The following is a 16,947-nucleotide window of genomic DNA, read 5'->3' as shown; positions in this document are numbered from 1 at the left end:
TGAGCAATATCACCTAAGCCTTCAGGAGTTTTCCGGATGAGCAAATTTCTCGACAGGTTTCGCTACTTTAAACAGCTGGCGGAACCCTTTGCTGGTCAACATGGCCAGACACTCAACACCAATCGCGACTGGGAAGAGGGCTACCGTAGCCGCTGGCAGCACGATAAAATCGTGCGCTCCACGCATGGCGTAAACTGCACCGGCTCCTGCAGCTGGAAAATTTACGTCAAAAATGGCCTCGTCACGTGGGAAACACAGCAAACCGACTATCCGCGCACCCGACCGGATTTGCCGAATCACGAGCCGCGCGGCTGTCCTCGCGGCGCCAGCTACTCCTGGTATCTCTACAGCGCCAACCGCCTGAAATATCCGCTGATGCGCAAAAAGCTGCTCAAGCTGTGGCGCGAAGCCAAAGCGGAGCATCAGGATCCGGTCGCGGCCTGGGGATCGATCGTCAGCGATCCGCAAAAAGCGCAGAGCTATAAGATCGCTCGCGGTCGCGGCGGCTTCGTCCGGTCAAGCTGGCAGGAGGTCAACGAGCTGATCGCGGCATCCAATATCTATACGGCGAAAACCTTCGGCCCGGATCGCATTATCGGCTTTTCACCGATCCCGGCGATGTCGATGGTTTCCTATGCCGCAGGCGCGCGCTATCTGTCGCTGATCGGCGGCGTCTGCCTGAGTTTTTATGACTGGTATTGCGATTTGCCGCCCGCTTCGCCCATGACCTGGGGCGAGCAGACCGACGTGCCGGAATCGGCCGACTGGTATAACTCTTCTTATATTATCGCCTGGGGCTCTAACGTGCCGCAGACGCGCACGCCGGATGCTCATTTCTTTACCGAGGTGCGCTACAAGGGCACCAAAACCGTGGCGATCACGCCTGACTATGCCGAGGTCGCCAAGCTGTGCGATCAGTGGCTGAATCCTAAGCAGGGCACCGACAGCGCGCTGGCGCTGGCTTTAGGACACGTGATGCTGAAGGAGTTTCACCTTGAGCGCGAGGTGCCCTATTTCCGTGACTACGTGCGCCGCTATACCGATATGCCGATGCTGGTGCTGCTGGAGCCGCGCGAGGGCGGCTACTACGCCGCCGGACGCCAGCTCCGCGCCAGCGATCTGATTGATAACCTGGGGCAGGAAAACAACCCGCAGTGGAAAACCATCGCCATCGACCAGGAGAGCGGTGAGCTGGTGGCGCCGCAGGGATCCATCGGCTATCGCTGGGGAGAAAAAGGCAAGTGGAACCTGGAGTCGCGTGAAGGTGGCTCGCAGCGGGAAGTCACGCTTCAGCTTAGCCTGCTGGGCAGCCATGACGAGATCGCCGAGGTCGGCTTTCCCTATTTCGGCGGCCTGGAAAGCGAAAACTTCAGCAGCGTACCGCTGGAGGAGATCCTGCTGCACAAGCTGCCGGTGAAGCGTTTGCAGCTGGCCGACGGCAGCGCTGCGCTGGTCGCCAGCGTGTATGATCTGACGCTGGCGAACTACGGGCTGGATCGTGGTCTGCACGACGAAAACTGCGCAGGCAGCTATGACGAGATCAAAGCCTACAGCCCGGCCTGGGCCGAGCAGATCACCGGCGTGTCGCGGCAGAATATCATTCGGCTGGCGCGCGAGTTCGCCGACAACGCGGAAAAAACGCGTGGCCGCTCGATGATTATCGTCGGCGCCGGGATGAACCACTGGTATCACATGGATATGAACTACCGTGGGCTGATCAATATGCTGATCTTCTGCGGCTGCGTGGGGCAGAGCGGCGGCGGCTGGGCGCACTATGTCGGTCAGGAAAAACTGCGGCCGCAGACCGGCTGGACGCCGCTGGCTTTCGCGCTCGACTGGCAGCGTCCGCCGCGCCATATGAACAGCACCTCGTTCTTCTATAACCATTCCAGCCAGTGGCGCTACGAAACCGTGCAGACCAGCGAGCTGCTCTCGCCGCTGGCCGATAAAAAGCGCTACGGCGGCAGTTTAATCGACTTTAACGTGCGTTCCGAGCGCATGGGCTGGCTGCCTTCCGCGCCGCAGCTGAACGGCAATCCGCTGAACATCGCCGCGCAGGCGAAAGCGGCCGGGATGCCGCCGGTGGATTTCACCGTGGAAAGCCTGAAAACCGGCACGCTGCGCTTTGCCGCCGAGCAGCCGGACAATCCGCAGAACTTCCCGCGTAACCTGTTTGTCTGGCGCTCCAACCTGCTGGGATCGTCCGGCAAAGGCCATGAGTACATGCTCAAATATCTGCTGGGCACGGAAAACGGCATTCAGGGTAAAGATTTAGGCGTGCAGGGCGGCGTGAAGCCGGAAGAAGTGGAATGGCAGGAGAAAGGCGGCGAGGGCAAGCTGGATCTGGTGGTAACGCTGGATTTCCGCCTGTCCAGTACCTGTCTCTATTCCGATATCGTGCTGCCTACCGCCACCTGGTATGAAAAAGACGATATGAATACTTCGGATATGCATCCGTTTATTCATCCGCTGTCGGCGGCGGTCGATCCGGCCTGGGAAGCGAAAAGCGACTGGGAGATCTATAAAGACATCGCCAAACGCTTCTCGGAGCTTTGTCCGGGGCATCTCGGTGTGGAAACCGATATCGTCACGCTGCCGGTGCAGCACGATTCGCCGGCGGAGCTGGCGCAGCCTTTTGACGTTAAAGAGTGGAAAAAAGGCGAGTGCGACCTGATCCCCGGCAAAACCGCGCCGCACATTATTGCCGTAGAGCGCGACTATCCGGCCACCTGGGAACGCTTTACCTCGCTTGGCCCGCTGCTGGACAAGCTGGGCAACGGCGGTAAGGGCATCAGCTGGAACACGCAAAAAGAGGTCGATTTCCTTAAAGAGCTGAACTACGTCAAGACGGATGGCCCGGCCGCCGGCCGGCCGAATATCGACAGCGCCATCGATGCGGCCGAGGTCATTTTATCCCTCGCGCCGGAAACCAACGGTCAGGTGGCAGTTAAAGCCTGGCAGGCGCTGAGCGACATTACTGGCCGCGACCACACTCACCTGGCGCTGAACAAAGAAGACGAAAAAATTCGCTTCCGCGATATCCAGGCGCAGCCGCGCAAAATTATCTCCAGCCCCACCTGGTCAGGACTGGAAGACGAGCACGTCTCCTATAACGCCTGTTATACCAACGTGCATGAGCTGATCCCGTGGCGCACGCTCAGCGGACGCCAGCAGCTTTATCAGGATCACGAGTGGATGCGCGCCTTTGGCGAAAGCCTGCTGGTTTATCGTCCCCCTATTGATACCAGGGCGGCCAAACCGTTGCTGAACAAAAAGCCGAACGGCAATCCGGAAAAGGCGCTGAACTTCCTGACGCCGCACCAGAAATGGGGCATTCACTCTACCTACAGCGACAACCTGCTGATGCTGACGCTGTCGCGCGGCGGCCCTATCGTCTGGATGAGTGAAGAAGACGCGCAGGAGCTGGGGATTGCGGACAACGACTGGATTGAAGCCTTTAACGCCAACGGATCGCTGACCGCTCGCGCAGTGGTCAGCCAGCGCGTACCGGCAGGCATGACCATGATGTACCACGCGCAGGAACGCATTGTGAACATTCCCGGTTCGGAAATTACCGGCCAGCGCGGCGGCATTCATAACTCCGTGACCCGCGCCTGTCCTAAACCAACCCATATGATCGGCGGCTACGCGCAGCTTTCCTACGGCTTTAACTATTACGGCACCGTAGGGTCCAATCGCGATGAGTTTGTGGTGGTGCGCAAAATGAATCACGTTCACTGGCTGGACGGTGAAGGTAACGACGACTGCCAGGGCGGCAAGGGGAGAAAATCATGAAAATTCGCTCGCAGGTCGGCATGGTGCTGAATCTGGATAAATGTATCGGCTGCCACACCTGTTCCGTGACCTGTAAAAACGTCTGGACCAGCCGTGAAGGGATGGAATACGCCTGGTTTAACAACGTTGAAAGCAAGCCGGGCGTCGGCTATCCGCAGGCATGGGAAGATCAGGAAAAATGGAAGGGCGGCTGGATCCGTAAAATCAACGGCAGGCTGGTGCCGCGCATGGGCAACCGCGTCGGGCTGCTGTCGAAAATTTTCGCTAACCCGGACGTGCCCGCGCTGGACGATTACTATGAACCGTTCGACTACGACTATCAGCATTTACACAATGCGCCCGCTGGCAAACATCAGCCGATAGCGCGGCCGCGCTCGCTGATCACCGGCAAGCGGATGAAAAAAATCGAAAACGGCCCGAACTGGGAAGAGATCCTTGGCGGCGAGTTTTCCAAACGCTCGCAGGATAAAAATTTCGATAACATCCAGAAAGAGATGTACGGCCAGTTTGAACACACCTTTATGGCCTATCTGCCGCGCCTGTGCGAGCACTGCCTGAACCCGGCGTGCGTGGCGACCTGCCCAAGCGGCGCCATCTATAAGCGCGGCGAAGACGGTATCGTGCTGATCGATCAGGACAAGTGTCGCGGCTGGCGCATGTGTCTGACCGGCTGTCCCTATAAAAAAATCTACTTCAACTGGAAAAGTGGCAAATCGGAGAAGTGTATTTTCTGCTATCCGCGTATTGAAGCGGGCCAGCCCACGGTCTGTTCCGAAACCTGCGTAGGGCGCATCCGCTATCTTGGCGTGCTTTTGTACGACGCGGATCGTATTGAAGAAGCGGCAGCGAGCGAGCATGAACAGGATCTTTATGAAAGCCAGAGGGCGATCTTCCTCGATCCCCACGATCCCGATGTGATTGCCGAAGCGTTAAAAGAAGGTATCCCGCAAAGCGTGATTGACGCAGCGCAACGCTCGCCGGTTTATAAAATGGCGATGGAGTGGAAGCTGGCGCTGCCGCTGCATCCGGAATACCGCACGCTGCCGATGGTCTGGTACGTGCCGCCGCTGTCGCCCATTCAGAGCGCTGCGGACGCGGGCGACCTGCCGCACAACGGTATTCTGCCGGACGTGGAAAGCCTGCGCATTCCCGTGCAGTACCTGGCGAACCTGCTGACGGCGGGCGATACCGCGCCGGTTTTGCTGGCGCTAAAGAGAATGCTGGCCATGCGTCATTATAAACGCGCGGAAACCGTCGATAACCTTGTCGACACGCGGGCGCTGGAACAGGTCGGCTTAAGCGAAGCGCAGGCGCAGGAGATGTACCGCTATCTGGCCATCGCCAATTATGAAGATCGTTTCGTGGTGCCTTCCAGCCATCGTGAACTGGCGCGGGAAGCCTTCCCGGAAAGCAAAGGCTGCGGCTTCAGCTTCGGCGATGGCTGCCACGGCAGCGACGGGCGCTTCAACCTGTTTAACAGCCGCCGCATCGACGCGATTGATATTGGCAAAAAAACGCAGGAGGAGCAGCCATGATCACGCTACGTATCGTCGCCCGGCTGCTGGATTATCCCGATGAAGCGCTCTTTACGCATCAGGCTGAAATGCTGGCGGCGCTGAAAGCGGGCAGCGAGCTTGATGCCGCGCAGCGCGCGCAGCTCACCGATTTTATTACGGAATTCTGCGCAGGCTCGCTGCTGGACAGGCAGGCCGACTATTGCGAGCTGTTCGATCGCGGTCGGGCCACCTCTTTGCTGCTGTTCGAGCATGTTCACGGCGAGTCGCGCGATCGCGGCCAGGCAATGGTCGATCTGCTGGAGCAATATCGCGCCGACGGCCTGGAGCTGAGCGCGAAAGAGCTGCCCGATTTTCTGCCGCTCTATCTGGAGTATCTGGCCAGCCTTGACGTCACCCGCGCCCGCGCTGGCCTGGCCGACGTGGCGCCAATCCTCGCGCTGCTGGCCGCCAGGCTAAAACAGCGCCAAAGCCGCTATAGCGAGCTGTTCACCGTGCTGCTGGCGCTCTCCGGGGCCGGGCTGGCGGTAGATGACCTGACGCCGAAAATCCATAAAGAGGCCCGCGACGATACGCCAGCGGCGCTGGATGCGGTCTGGGAAGAGGAGCAGATTAAGTTTCTCGGCGAGCAGGGCTGTGCTTCCGCCCAACAGGCCGCGCATCAGCGCCGCTTTGCCGACGCCGTCGCGCCGCAGTATCTGGACGTGGCGGCAATGACAACATCCACGGGGCGTTCATCATGAATTTTCTCTCAGGTTTCTTTTTCGATATTTATCCTTATATCGCAGGCAGCGTTTTCCTGATTGGTAGCTGGCTGCGCTACGACTATGGCCAGTACAGCTGGCGCGCCGGCTCCAGCCAGATGCTGGATAAAAAAGGGATGCGGCTCGCCTCCAACCTGTTTCATATCGGCATCATTGGTATTCTCTTCGGCCATTTCGTCGGCCTGCTGACGCCGCACTGGATGTACGAGGCTTTTCTGCCGATCGCCGCCAAGCAGAAGCTGGCGATGGTGGCCGGCGGCGTTTGCGGTTTGCTGACGCTGGCGGGCGGCGCGCTGCTGCTTAAGCGTCGCCTGCTCAATCCGCGCGTCAGGGCCACCAGCAGCGCCGGCGATATCCTGATCCTGACGCTGCTGGTAGCGCAGGCCACGCTGGGGCTGCTGACCATTCCTTTCTCCGCGCAGCATATGGATGGCAGCGAAATGATGAAGCTGGTCGGCTGGGCGCAGGCGATCGTGACCTTCCATGCGGGCGCGTCGCAGCATCTGGAAGGCGTGGCGCTGATTTACCGCGTGCATATGGTACTGGGCATGACGCTGTTTCTGCTGTTTCCGTTCTGCCGCCTGGTGCATATCTGGAGCGTGCCGCTGGAATATTTGACGCGGCGCTATCAGCTGGTACGCAATCGCCGTTAGTTGTGCGGCGTTACCTTGTGCAAAAAAGGCGATCGTCTGGTTTGTTGCCAAAATGTTGAGATGTGGGTCAGCGTATCCGTTTTCCGTCTCGACTACACTGCCTGTTCTTCCGGGCCGCTCTCGCGGCTCGTTTACTTTGCTTCGCGATGAAGCCGAGCGTTTTAACAAGGCAGGAAACCAGATGATCATTTCCGCATCAACGGATTACCGGGCAGCGGCACGGCGCAGGCTGCCGCCTTTCCTTTTCCACTATATCGACGGCGGTGCCTATAGCGAGCACACCCTCAGGCGCAATACGGCCGATCTGGCCGATATCGCGCTACGCCAGCGCATCCTGAAAAATATGGCCGAGCTGAGCCTGGAAACCACGCTGTTCGACGAGAAGCTGGCGATGCCGGTCATTCTCGCGCCGGTAGGACTGACGGGCATGTATGCACGGCGTGGCGAAGTGCAGGCGGCGCGCGCGGCGGCAAAAATGGGCATTCCCTTTACGCTTTCCACCGTTTCCGTCTGTCCCATCGAAGAGGTCGCGCCGGCGATTTCACGGCCTATGTGGTTCCAGCTTTACGTCTTAAAAGACCGTGGCTTTATGCGAAACGCGCTGGAGCGGGCCAAAGCCGCAGGGGTAAAAACGCTGGTCTTTACCGTGGATATGCCGGTGCCTGGCGCGCGCTACCGCGATGCGCATTCCGGCATGAGCGGGCCGAATGCGGCTTTCCGCCGGATGGTGCAGGCCATGCTGCATCCGCAGTGGGCGTGGGATGTGGGCCTGAACGGCAAGCCGCACGATCTGGGCAATGTCTCGGCCTATCGCGGCCATCCGACCACGCTGGAAGACTACATTGGCTGGCTGGGCGCCAACTTCGATCCCTCTATCTCCTGGAAAGATTTGGAGTGGATCCGTGAGTTCTGGCAAGGGCCAATGATCATTAAGGGCATTCTCGATCCGCAGGATGCGAAGGATGCCGTGAGCTTCGGCGCCGATGGCATTGTGGTGTCTAACCACGGCGGCCGTCAGCTGGACGGCGTGCTTTCTACCGCGCGTGCGCTGCCCGCCATTGCCGATGCGGTAAAAGGCGACATTAAGATCCTGGCGGATTCAGGGATACGAACCGGGCTGGACGTGGTGCGGATGCTGGCGCTGGGCGCGGACAGCGTGCTGCTGGGCCGAGCCTTTGTCTATGCGCTGGCCGCAGCGGGCGAAGCTGGCGTGGTGAATCTGCTCTCGCTGATGGAAAAAGAGATGCGCGTGGCGATGACGCTGACCGGCGCGAAATCGGTAGCCGACATCAGCCGCGAGTCGCTGACGCTGTAAAGGTTGGCAGGCGAGGGCGCCTGCCGACAGCACAGACTAGTTGGCGTTTAGCCCGCTGTAAGAGCGCCAGTGGTCAAAATAGATATGGTCAGCCTGGAAATCGGCCGTTTCGGTATCGTCGGTCAGGCGCCAGGCCAGCTGAAAGGCGAACTCAAAACTTTTGCCCAGCCCTTTGCCGCTCAGCAGGTTGCCGTCTTCCACCACCTCCTCCGCACTATAAACGCCATCGGTAACGCCCTTATACAAATCACCTGAGCAGGTATAGCGACGGCCCTTCAACAGATGATTGCCGCCCAGCACGCGCGCGGCAGCAGAACAGATCGGCGCAATCCATTTGCCCGCTTCGTCATGACGGCGAATAAACGCCGTGACCAGCGGGTTGGCCGCCAGGTTAACGGTGCCTTCCGGCCCGCCAGGGATAACCACGGCGTCAAACTCTTTATCCAGGCCCGCCAGCAGAACATCCGCTACCACCGGCACGGCATGGTAGCTGGGCACCTCACGCGTATCATGGCAGGCGACAGTCGTTACCTTAACGTGCAGACGGTTTAATATATCAATAATAATAAAGGCCTCCGCCTCTTCGAATCCCGGCGCCAGCAGCACCGCAGCCTGTTTGCTCATTACTCCTCCTGATTTGATAAAATGCTATTTTCTATTAAATGAAATGGCGTTTTATTTTAATGGCAGCAGCGAGTTTACGCCGTCTGGCCGCGCAGGAAAAGAGAAAGGAAAAAAGCGGCAGATTTACATAACATCTGTTTTCAGAAGGGCTGGCGATGTTCTAACATGAATGCTACTTTTCCGTTTTGCACTCTGGATATTCAATGCGTTATCTGGCCTCATTTTTGCCCGCGCTGCTGCTGCTTTCCGCCTGCAGCAGTAAAGCCCCTGCGCCTGAGCCTCACGGCAATCCTTTTCGGGGCAACAACAGCTTTTTACTGGATCCCGAGCATAACGTAGCGCCGCTGGACGGCGATTTCGCCAACAGCCCGACGGCCGAAGCCTTTATCGATAAAATGGTGCGCGAACACGGTTTTAACCGTCAGCAGCTGCATAACGTGCTGGCACAGGCGAAGCGGCTGGATTGGGTGCTGCGGCTGATGGATCGGCAGGCGCCTTCTTATCAGGCACCCTCCGGCCCGAACGGCGCCTGGATCCGCTATCGCAAAAAATTTATCGTGCCGGATAACGTGCAGAACGGCGTCCAGTTCTGGAATCAATATCAGGACGCGCTCAATCGTGCCTCGGAAGTTTACGGCGTGCCGCCGGAAATCATCGTCGGCATTATTGGCGTCGAAACCCGCTGGGGACGCGTAATGGGTAAAACGCGCATTATCGATGCGCTGGCGACGCTGGCGTTCGCCTATCCTCGTCGCGCCGAGTACTTTAGCGGCGAGCTGGAAACCTTCCTGCTGATGGCGAAAGAAGAGAACGACGATCCGCTTGATTTACGCGGTTCGTTCGCTGGCGCCATGGGCTACGGCCAGTTTATGCCTTCTGCCTTTAAGCAATACGCCGTTGATTTCAATGGCGACGGCCATATCAATCTTTGGGATCCTGTAGACGCAATAGGCAGCGTGGCCCACTATTTCAGCGCGCACGGTTGGATAAAAGGCGGCACCGTAGCCGTACCGGCTAACGGCGAAGCGCCGCAGCTGGAAACGGGCTTCAAAACCCGCTATAAGGCCGCGCAGCTCTCTGCCGCCGGTTTGTCGCCGCAGGTGCCGCTACAGGACAATCAGCAGGTCAGCCTGCTGCGTTTTGATATGGGCACTTACTATCAATACTGGTACGGGTTGCCGAATTTTTACGTTATTACCCGCTATAACCACAGCAATCACTATGCGATGGCCGTGTGGCAGCTGGGCCAGGCCGTACGCGACGCCCGTCAGTAACGTCAGTTTTACCTCCCGATCGCCCGGCGGCGCGTTGCCGGGCAATCGCCTGTTTCTACAACGCTTTTCCTGACTGACTTTATGAAAGCGGTTCGCAAATCCCGCCTTTGTCTCTTCGTGCCTGGCTAAAAAGTGCTAATCTTCATTCTTACGATAAGCAAGCAGGGAACAAGAATGACGGACAGCGAATTGCGCCTGTTAAGCCAGGAAATCGGTCAGCATTTACAGCGCCTTAATGCCACGGTTACCGCGGCGGAATCCTGTACGGGCGGTTGGATAGCAAAAGTGATTACCGACGTCGCCGGCAGTTCACAATGGTTTGAGCGGGGCTTTGTCACCTACAGCAATGAGGCCAAGCAGACGCTGGTGGGCGTGACGGCCGCCTCGCTGGAAAGCTTTGGCGCGGTCAGCGAACAGGTGGTGACAGAGATGGCGGAAGGGGCGCTTAAACAGGCCCGCGCGCAGTATGCTGTAGCTGTCAGCGGCATCGCCGGCCCCGATGGCGGAACGGCGGAAAAACCGGTGGGAACGGTGTGGTTCGGCTTCGCAGCGGAAGGCGCTAACTCGCTGGCGCAGCGCAAAATTTTTGCGGGCGACAGAGAGGCCGTTCGACGTCAGGCCACGGCTTATGCGCTGTTGACGCTACGTGACCATTTTCTTAAAAATTAAGCTTGATACTGTATGACTATACAGTATAATTGCACCCATATTGATTGAGACACGAAGCCGCGAAAGCGTGCTTTACCCCCGCGTGATTAGGAGTGGAAATGGCTATTGACGAAAACAAGCAAAAAGCACTGGCAGCAGCGCTGGGCCAGATTGAAAAGCAATTTGGTAAAGGCTCCATCATGCGCCTGGGTGAAGACCGCACTATGGATGTGGAAACCATCTCTACCGGTTCGCTTTCGCTGGATATCGCGCTGGGCGCGGGCGGCCTGCCAATGGGCCGTATCGTCGAAATTTACGGGCCGGAATCTTCCGGTAAAACCACGCTGACGTTACAGGTTATCGCGTCTGCACAGCGCAAGGGCAAAACCTGCGCCTTTATCGATGCCGAGCATGCGCTCGATCCGGTTTACGCTAAAAAGCTGGGCGTGGACATTGATAATCTGCTCTGCTCGCAGCCGGACACCGGTGAGCAGGCGCTGGAAATCTGTGATGCGCTGGCGCGTTCCGGCGCGGTTGACGTAATCATCGTTGACTCCGTGGCGGCGCTGACGCCGAAAGCGGAAATCGAAGGCGAAATCGGCGACTCGCATATGGGTCTGGCGGCTCGTATGATGAGCCAGGCTATGCGTAAGCTGGCCGGTAACCTGAAGAACTCCAACACGCTGCTGATCTTCATCAACCAGATCCGTATGAAAATCGGCGTGATGTTCGGTAACCCGGAAACCACTACCGGCGGTAACGCGCTGAAATTCTACGCCTCTGTCCGTCTGGATATCCGCCGTATCGGCGCGATTAAAGAGGGTGACGAAGTCGTCGGTAGCGAAACCCGCGTGAAAGTGGTGAAAAACAAAATCGCCGCGCCGTTCAAGCAGGCTGAGTTCCAGATTATGTACGGCGAAGGCATCAATATCTACGGCGAGCTGGTAGACCTTGGCGTGAAGCACAAGCTGATTGAAAAAGCGGGTGCCTGGTACAGCTACAACGGCGATAAAATCGGTCAGGGTAAGGCAAACGCCGGCAACTTCCTGAAAGAGAACCCGGCTGTGGCTACCGAGATCGAAAACAAGCTGCGCGCTACGCTGATGAACAATCCGGACACGACGCCAGACTTCGTGGCTGACAAAGATGATGCCAACGAAGCCAGCGAAACTAACGAAAACTTCTGATTAGCAGCCCGCGAGGGCAGATAGTCGGAAAGCGCTGAAAAGGAGTGGCCCTGTGCCGCTCCTTTTTTATTTTCGACTTACGCTTTCTGAACCAGCTTGTTACGGCAGCAGCCAGGTTCTTTCTATTGCGCACACGCGCAAAAGAGCATTGTTTTCAGCGCTGTGAACCGCCCAGGCGAGTTTTTTTCCAGCGAACGAGCTGCCTTGTACTGATTTTTCCAGGGTACGAGTCGCCAGGCGCCCTCTGTTTTCAGCGTACGAATCACCTTGTATCAATTTTTTTCAGTGTACGAGCCGCCCGGCGGCGCCTGCTTTTAACGTACGAACTAACTTGTTTCAGGGGGCGAGCCGCCTGGCGCTACCTGTTTTAGCGTTACGAAACGCCTTGTATCACCTGTTTCCCGCTTACAAATCGCCTTTGCCGCCTTTCCCCACACATTAGCCAAAGCGCTTTGTTTCTTTTGCGGTTCCTCGCTACCCTTACCATGAGTTAATTTTTTGCATAACCGGAGCAAGATGTCTGACGCCACCGAACGAAGCCAGTTTACCCGCCTGTTAGATCGGGCCATGCGCATTCTGGCCATGCGCGATCACAGCGAGGCGGAATTTCGTCGCAAGCTTTCGCTCTCTGCAGAGCGGGCCGCGATGTATGCTAAAACGCAGGCGCAGCAGCCTGAATCCGTTACGCCAGAGCAAATCGATCGGGTCGTCGCCTGGTGTTATGAAAGCAATTATCTGGACGATGCCCGCTTTGCGGAGCGCTTTGTCGCCAGCCGCAGCCGTAAGGGCTACGGCCCGCAGCGCATCCGTATGGAGCTGGGGCAGAAGGGCGTGGCGAAGCCGCTGATCGATGAAACGCTGGCCAAAACGGAAATCGACTGGCAGCAAATGGCGTTCGACTCGGCGGAGCGGAAGTTTGGCCTGCCGCTGCCGACCGAATGGAAGGAAAAAGCCAAAGTGCAGCGCTATTTAATGACTAAAGGCTTCTTTTCCGAAGATATCCGCAGCGTTTTTTCAAATTTTGAAGATTGAGCGCCAATGGGATTTTACTTCGCACCGAAGAAAATTTATCTTATTCACCACTTTTTGTTCGTGTGTTGCTTAGCCTTACGGCAGGTTTAAACCCACGAAACGTTCGTTAGCGTGATTCCAGGACAATTATGAGCAAGAGCACTGCGGAGATTCGCCAGGCGTTTCTCGACTTTTTCCATAGCAAGGGACATCAGGTTGTAGCCAGTAGCTCCCTCGTCCCGACTAATGACCCGACGCTGCTGTTTACCAACGCCGGGATGAACCAGTTCAAAGACGTTTTCCTGGGCCAGGACAAGCGCAGCTACTCGCGCGCAACCACCTCGCAGCGCTGCGTACGCGCAGGCGGTAAACATAATGACCTGGAAAACGTTGGCTATACCGCCCGTCACCATACCTTCTTTGAAATGCTGGGCAACTTCAGCTTCGGCGACTATTTCAAACGCGAAGCTATCGGTTTTGCGTGGGAGCTGCTGACCAGCGCGCAGTGGTTTAACCTGCCGAAAGAGAAGCTGTGGGTTACCGTCTACGAAACCGATGATGAAGCCTTCAATATCTGGGCAGATGAAATCGGCGTGCCGCGTGAGCGTATTATCCGCATTGGCGATAACAAGGGCGGCGCTTACGCCTCTGATAACTTCTGGCAGATGGGCGACACCGGCCCGTGCGGCCCGTGCAGCGAAATCTTCTTTGACCACGGCGACCATATCTGGGGCGGCCCGCCGGGCAGTCCGGAAGAGGACGGCGATCGCTTTATTGAGATCTGGAACATCGTCTTTATGCAGTTCAACCGTCAGCCTGACGGCACCATGCTGCCGCTGCCGAAGCCTTCCGTCGATACCGGTATGGGCCTGGAGCGTATCTCCGCCGTGTTGCAGCACGTTAACTCCAACTACGAAATCGATCTGTTCCAGAAGCTGATCAAGGCTGTTGCAGAAGCGACTGGCGCCACCGATCTGAGCAGCAAATCACTGCGCGTCATTGCCGACCATATCCGTTCCTGCGCTTTCCTGATTTGCGATGGCGTGATCCCATCCAACGAAAACCGCGGCTACGTGCTGCGCCGCATTATTCGCCGCGCTATTCGTCACGGCAACATGCTGGGCGCGCAGGGGTCCTTCTTCTGGAAACTGGTAGCGCCGCTGATTGACGTTATGGGCGCAGCGGGCGAAGAGCTGGCGAAGCAGCAGGCTCAGGTTGAGCAGGTGCTGAAAACCGAAGAAGAGCAGTTTGCGAAAACGCTGGAGCGCGGTCTGGCGCTGCTGGACGAAGAGCTGGAGAAGCTGCAGGGCGACACGCTGGACGGTGAAACCGTTTTCCGCCTGTATGACACCTTTGGCTTCCCGGTCGATTTAACCGCCGACGTCTGTCGCGAGCGTAATCTGAAAATTGACGAAGCGGGCTTCGAGAAAGCGATGGAGCAGCAGCGTCAGCGTGCTCGTGAAGCCAGTGGCTTTGGCGCGGACTACAGCAACGTTATCCGCATTGATGAAGCCTCGACCTTCAAAGGTTATGACCAGCTTGAGCTGAGCGCGACCGTTACCGCTATCTTTGTGGACGGTCAGCCTGCAAATGCGATTGCCGCCGGTCAGGAAGGCGTTATCGTGCTGGATGAAACGCCATTCTACGGCGAATCAGGCGGCCAGGTAGGCGATACCGGCGAGTTGCGTAACAACGATGCGGTGTTCACCGTTACCGACACGCAAAAATATGCGCAGGCGATTGGTCATATCGGCAAGCTGGCTTCCGGTCAGCTGCGGGTCGGCGATCGTCTGGCCGCGCACGTGGACGAAGAGCGTCGCGCGCGTATTCGTCTGAATCACTCAGCGACGCACCTGTTACACGCTGCGCTACGTCAGGTTCTGGGCCATCATGTGGCACAGAAAGGCTCACTGGTGAACGATAAATATCTGCGCTTCGACTTCTCCCATTCTGAAGCGATGAAGCCGCAGGAAATCCGTCAGGTTGAGGAAATCGTCAACGCACAGATCCGCCGTAACCTGGCGGTCGACACCAACGTGATGGAGCTGGAAAAAGCGAAAGCGCTGGGCGCGATGGCGCTGTTTGGCGAAAAATATGACGATCGCGTCCGCGTGCTGACGATGGGCGATTTCTCTACCGAACTTTGCGGCGGCACGCACGCCAGCCGCACGGGCGATATCGGCCTGTTCCGCATCACCTCTGAAGCCGGTACGGCGGCAGGTATTCGCCGTATTGAAGCGGTGACGGGCGAAGGCGCGTTAAAGCAGATGTATGCCCAGAGCGAGCAGCTGCAGGAGATCGCTCACCTGGTGAAAGCCAACAGCAGCAATCTGAATGAAAAAGTGCGTGGCCTGATGGATAACGTCCGCGCGCTGGAAAAAGAACTGCAGCAGCTGAAAGATCAGCAGGCCGCGCAGGAGAGCGCTTCTCTCAGCAGTAAAGCTATCGACGTCAAGGGCGTTAAGCTGCTGGTAAGCGAGTTGACCAACGTCGAGCCGAAAATGCTGCGTACGATGGTGGACGATCTGAAGAACCAGCTGAAGTCAGCCGTTATCGTGCTGGCTACCGTTGCGGAAGGAAAGGTTTCGCTGATTGCCGGCGTAACCAAAGATGTAACCGATCGCGTGAAAGCCGGCGAGCTGGTGGGCGAACTGGCTCAGCAGGTTGGCGGTAAGGGCGGCGGCCGCCCGGATATGGCTCAGGCCGGCGGCACCGATGCCGGAGCACTACCAGGGGCTCTGGCCGGTGTTGAAAGCTGGGTGGCGGCAAAACTGTAACACTATAAAAAAGCATCCCGGAAAGCGCGGTGGGGCAGGGCTTCACCGCGTCATTCTGTCAGATGTTATCGCAAAAAACACAAAGTCAGGTTGATGGTGTGTATTTCGGCTAAACTAAGTATCAGCAGAATGTATTACCGTGATGATGCACTTGTTGTGCATTTGTCATAGTCTATATTTAGCGTTATATGATGGATAATGCCGGGCGACAGTTAACCCGACTCTTTTAATCTTTCAAGGAGCAAAGAATGCTTATTCTAACTCGTCGAGTTGGTGAAACCCTCATGATCGGTGATGAGGTGACTGTAACGGTGCTGGGAGTAAAAGGGAATCAGGTTCGCATCGGTGTGAATGCCCCTAAAGAAGTTTCGGTTCATCGCGAAGAGATTTATCAGCGTATTCAGGCCGAAAAAACTCAGCAAACGAGTTACTAACGGATCCAGCGCCTTGCCGCCCAGGCGAGGCGCTACCGGTTTTGTCCTTCTTTCCCGCCTTTCTTTGTTTTTCTTTCGCTGTATCTCTTCGGGCCTGTACACACTTCCCTGCTGTGAAAGGGCCGATTATTGTTGATAAATCACTCTTTTTGCTTTCCAAATACCCATTTTGGCTGGGAAATGCGCAATCAAACGCGAGAGTGAAAAAATATGTTTGACTTATAAGGCCCAGAAAGTAATATGTGCGCCACGCAGTGCCGATGAGCAGAAACAAGTTCAGAAGCACAGCTCGATAAGAGCGCGTATGGTGAGGTGGCCGAGAGGCTGAAGGCGCTCCCCTGCTAAGGGAGTATGCGGTCAAAAGCTGCATCCGGGGTTCGAATCCCCGCCTCACCGCCATTTGCATCCGTAGCTCAGCTGGATAGAGTACTCGGCTACGAACCGAGCGGTCGGAGGTTCGAATCCTCCCGGATGCACCATATTTAAGAAGTGTTGCAGCCATTGTGTTCTGGTAAAGCAGTAAGTATTAGCCGCCAGCACAAGGGATGATAACGTTGCTTTAGCAACGGCCCGTAAGGGTAAGGCGTAAGCCGAATAATCCTCCCGGATGCACCATATTTAAGAAGTGTTGCAGCCATTGTGTTCTGGCAAAGCAGTAAGTATTAGCGGCCAGCACAAGGGATGATAACGTTGCTTTAGCAACGGCCCGTAAGGGTGAGGCGTAAGCCGAATCATCCTCCTGGATGCACCATATTTTATAAAGTGGCTTAGCAAGTCGCCGCTTTGTTTAAGTAGTACCGATACAGCGTTAGCAGCCTGTATCAAGGTGAGTCGTCAGCACCCCTGCGTTATACCAGAATTTGTTATGCATCCGTAGCTCAGCTGGATAGAGTACTCGGCTACGAACCGAGCGGTCGGAGGTTCGAATCCTCCCGGATGCACCATATTTTG

General features: G+C 56.9%; 12 protein-coding genes and 3 tRNA genes. 14 read left to right on the top strand and 1 reads right to left on the bottom strand.

Annotated elements, in window-relative coordinates; translation table 11 throughout:
- The first annotated feature begins 36 nt into the window (after positions 1-36).
- From QCD69_RS15180 to lldD, 5 genes are all read left to right on the top strand, one after another.
- A complete protein-coding gene (locus QCD69_RS15180; protein ID WP_301252617.1) occupies positions 37-3,795 on the top strand; it encodes a nitrate reductase subunit alpha in 3,759 nt (1,252 codons plus the stop codon).
- Complete coding sequence (narH, locus tag QCD69_RS15175) at positions 3,792-5,330, top strand: nitrate reductase subunit beta (RefSeq protein ID WP_301252615.1); 1,539 nt, start codon at positions 3,792-3,794, stop codon at positions 5,328-5,330. The genes QCD69_RS15180 and narH overlap by 4 nt, the downstream gene beginning before the upstream one ends.
- The gene (gene narJ / locus QCD69_RS15170; protein WP_301252614.1) at positions 5,327-6,052 is read left to right on the top strand and encodes a nitrate reductase molybdenum cofactor assembly chaperone; all 726 of its coding nucleotides are present in this window, start codon (positions 5,327-5,329) and stop codon (positions 6,050-6,052) included. Before narH ends, narJ begins: the two co-directional genes overlap by 4 nt.
- Positions 6,049-6,726: a respiratory nitrate reductase subunit gamma gene (narI, locus tag QCD69_RS15165; RefSeq protein ID WP_301252613.1), complete on the top strand. Its 678-nt coding sequence runs from the start codon at positions 6,049-6,051 to the stop codon at positions 6,724-6,726. The genes narJ and narI overlap by 4 nt, the downstream gene beginning before the upstream one ends.
- A gap of 181 nt (positions 6,727-6,907) precedes the next feature.
- Positions 6,908-8,041: an FMN-dependent L-lactate dehydrogenase LldD gene (gene lldD / locus QCD69_RS15160; RefSeq protein ID WP_253458967.1), complete on the top strand. Its 1,134-nt coding sequence runs from the start codon at positions 6,908-6,910 to the stop codon at positions 8,039-8,041.
- Positions 8,042-8,077: 36 nt separating this feature from the next.
- Here the strand turns inward: lldD and QCD69_RS15155 are convergent, their stop codons facing one another.
- On the bottom strand, positions 8,078-8,665 hold the full coding sequence (locus tag QCD69_RS15155; protein WP_301252611.1) for a DJ-1/PfpI family protein: 588 nt from the start codon (positions 8,663-8,665) through the stop codon (positions 8,078-8,080).
- Positions 8,666-8,868: 203 nt separating this feature from the next.
- Here QCD69_RS15155 and mltB point away from each other — a divergent pair, with 203 nt between their 5' ends.
- The 9 genes from mltB (at position 8,869) to QCD69_RS15110 (ending at position 16,940) form a co-directional block, all read left to right on the top strand.
- Positions 8,869-9,939: a lytic murein transglycosylase B gene (gene mltB / locus QCD69_RS15150; RefSeq protein WP_301252609.1), complete on the top strand. Its 1,071-nt coding sequence runs from the start codon at positions 8,869-8,871 to the stop codon at positions 9,937-9,939.
- 174 nt (positions 9,940-10,113) lie between these two features.
- Complete coding sequence (pncC, locus tag QCD69_RS15145) at positions 10,114-10,608, top strand: nicotinamide-nucleotide amidase (RefSeq protein ID WP_301252607.1); 495 nt, start codon at positions 10,114-10,116, stop codon at positions 10,606-10,608.
- A 98-nt stretch (positions 10,609-10,706) separates the two neighbouring features.
- Complete coding sequence (gene recA, locus QCD69_RS15140; RefSeq protein ID WP_253458981.1) at positions 10,707-11,774, top strand: recombinase RecA; 1,068 nt, start codon at positions 10,707-10,709, stop codon at positions 11,772-11,774.
- 516 nt (positions 11,775-12,290) lie between these two features.
- Positions 12,291-12,806 (top strand): regulatory protein RecX, encoded by a 516-nt coding sequence (locus QCD69_RS15135; protein WP_253458984.1) that lies wholly within the window; start codon positions 12,291-12,293, stop codon positions 12,804-12,806.
- A 128-nt stretch (positions 12,807-12,934) separates the two neighbouring features.
- The gene (gene alaS / locus QCD69_RS15130) at positions 12,935-15,562 is read left to right on the top strand and encodes an alanine--tRNA ligase (protein WP_253458987.1); all 2,628 of its coding nucleotides are present in this window, start codon (positions 12,935-12,937) and stop codon (positions 15,560-15,562) included.
- A 248-nt stretch (positions 15,563-15,810) separates the two neighbouring features.
- A complete protein-coding gene (gene csrA, locus QCD69_RS15125) occupies positions 15,811-15,996 on the top strand; it encodes a carbon storage regulator CsrA (RefSeq protein ID WP_004155916.1) in 186 nt (61 codons plus the stop codon).
- A 306-nt stretch (positions 15,997-16,302) separates the two neighbouring features.
- Positions 16,303-16,395, top strand: a tRNA-Ser gene (locus tag QCD69_RS15120).
- Between the two features lie 3 nt (positions 16,396-16,398).
- A tRNA-Arg gene (locus tag QCD69_RS15115) sits at positions 16,399-16,475 on the top strand.
- A 388-nt stretch (positions 16,476-16,863) separates the two neighbouring features.
- Positions 16,864-16,940 (top strand) — tRNA-Arg (locus tag QCD69_RS15110).
- Positions 16,941-16,947 lie beyond the last annotated feature (7 nt).

Source organism: Erwinia sp. PsM31, assembly GCF_030433775.1.
In the GTDB taxonomy this organism is placed as follows: Bacteria; Pseudomonadota; Gammaproteobacteria; order Enterobacterales; family Enterobacteriaceae; genus Erwinia; species Erwinia aeris.
This window is presented reverse-complemented; position numbering and strand designations above follow the sequence as displayed.

Bases quoted from the DNA above. Each gene is read 5' to 3' on its own strand.
- QCD69_RS15180 (WP_301252617.1), top strand. From the start codon at position 37: ATGAGCAAATTTCTCGACAGGTTTCGCTACTTTAAACAGCTGGCGGAA.
- narH (WP_301252615.1), top strand. From the start codon at position 3,792: ATGAAAATTCGCTCGCAGGTCGGCATGGTGCTGAATCTGGATAAATGT.
- narJ (WP_301252614.1), top strand. From the start codon at position 5,327: ATGATCACGCTACGTATCGTCGCCCGGCTGCTGGATTATCCCGATGAA.
- narI (WP_301252613.1), top strand. From the start codon at position 6,049: ATGAATTTTCTCTCAGGTTTCTTTTTCGATATTTATCCTTATATCGCA.
- lldD (WP_253458967.1), top strand. From the start codon at position 6,908: ATGATCATTTCCGCATCAACGGATTACCGGGCAGCGGCACGGCGCAGG.
- QCD69_RS15155 (WP_301252611.1), bottom strand. From the start codon at position 8,665: ATGAGCAAACAGGCTGCGGTGCTGCTGGCGCCGGGATTCGAAGAGGCG.
- mltB (WP_301252609.1), top strand. From the start codon at position 8,869: ATGCGTTATCTGGCCTCATTTTTGCCCGCGCTGCTGCTGCTTTCCGCC.
- pncC (WP_301252607.1), top strand. From the start codon at position 10,114: ATGACGGACAGCGAATTGCGCCTGTTAAGCCAGGAAATCGGTCAGCAT.
- recA (WP_253458981.1), top strand. From the start codon at position 10,707: ATGGCTATTGACGAAAACAAGCAAAAAGCACTGGCAGCAGCGCTGGGC.
- QCD69_RS15135 (WP_253458984.1), top strand. From the start codon at position 12,291: ATGTCTGACGCCACCGAACGAAGCCAGTTTACCCGCCTGTTAGATCGG.
- alaS (WP_253458987.1), top strand. From the start codon at position 12,935: ATGAGCAAGAGCACTGCGGAGATTCGCCAGGCGTTTCTCGACTTTTTC.
- csrA (WP_004155916.1), top strand. From the start codon at position 15,811: ATGCTTATTCTAACTCGTCGAGTTGGTGAAACCCTCATGATCGGTGAT.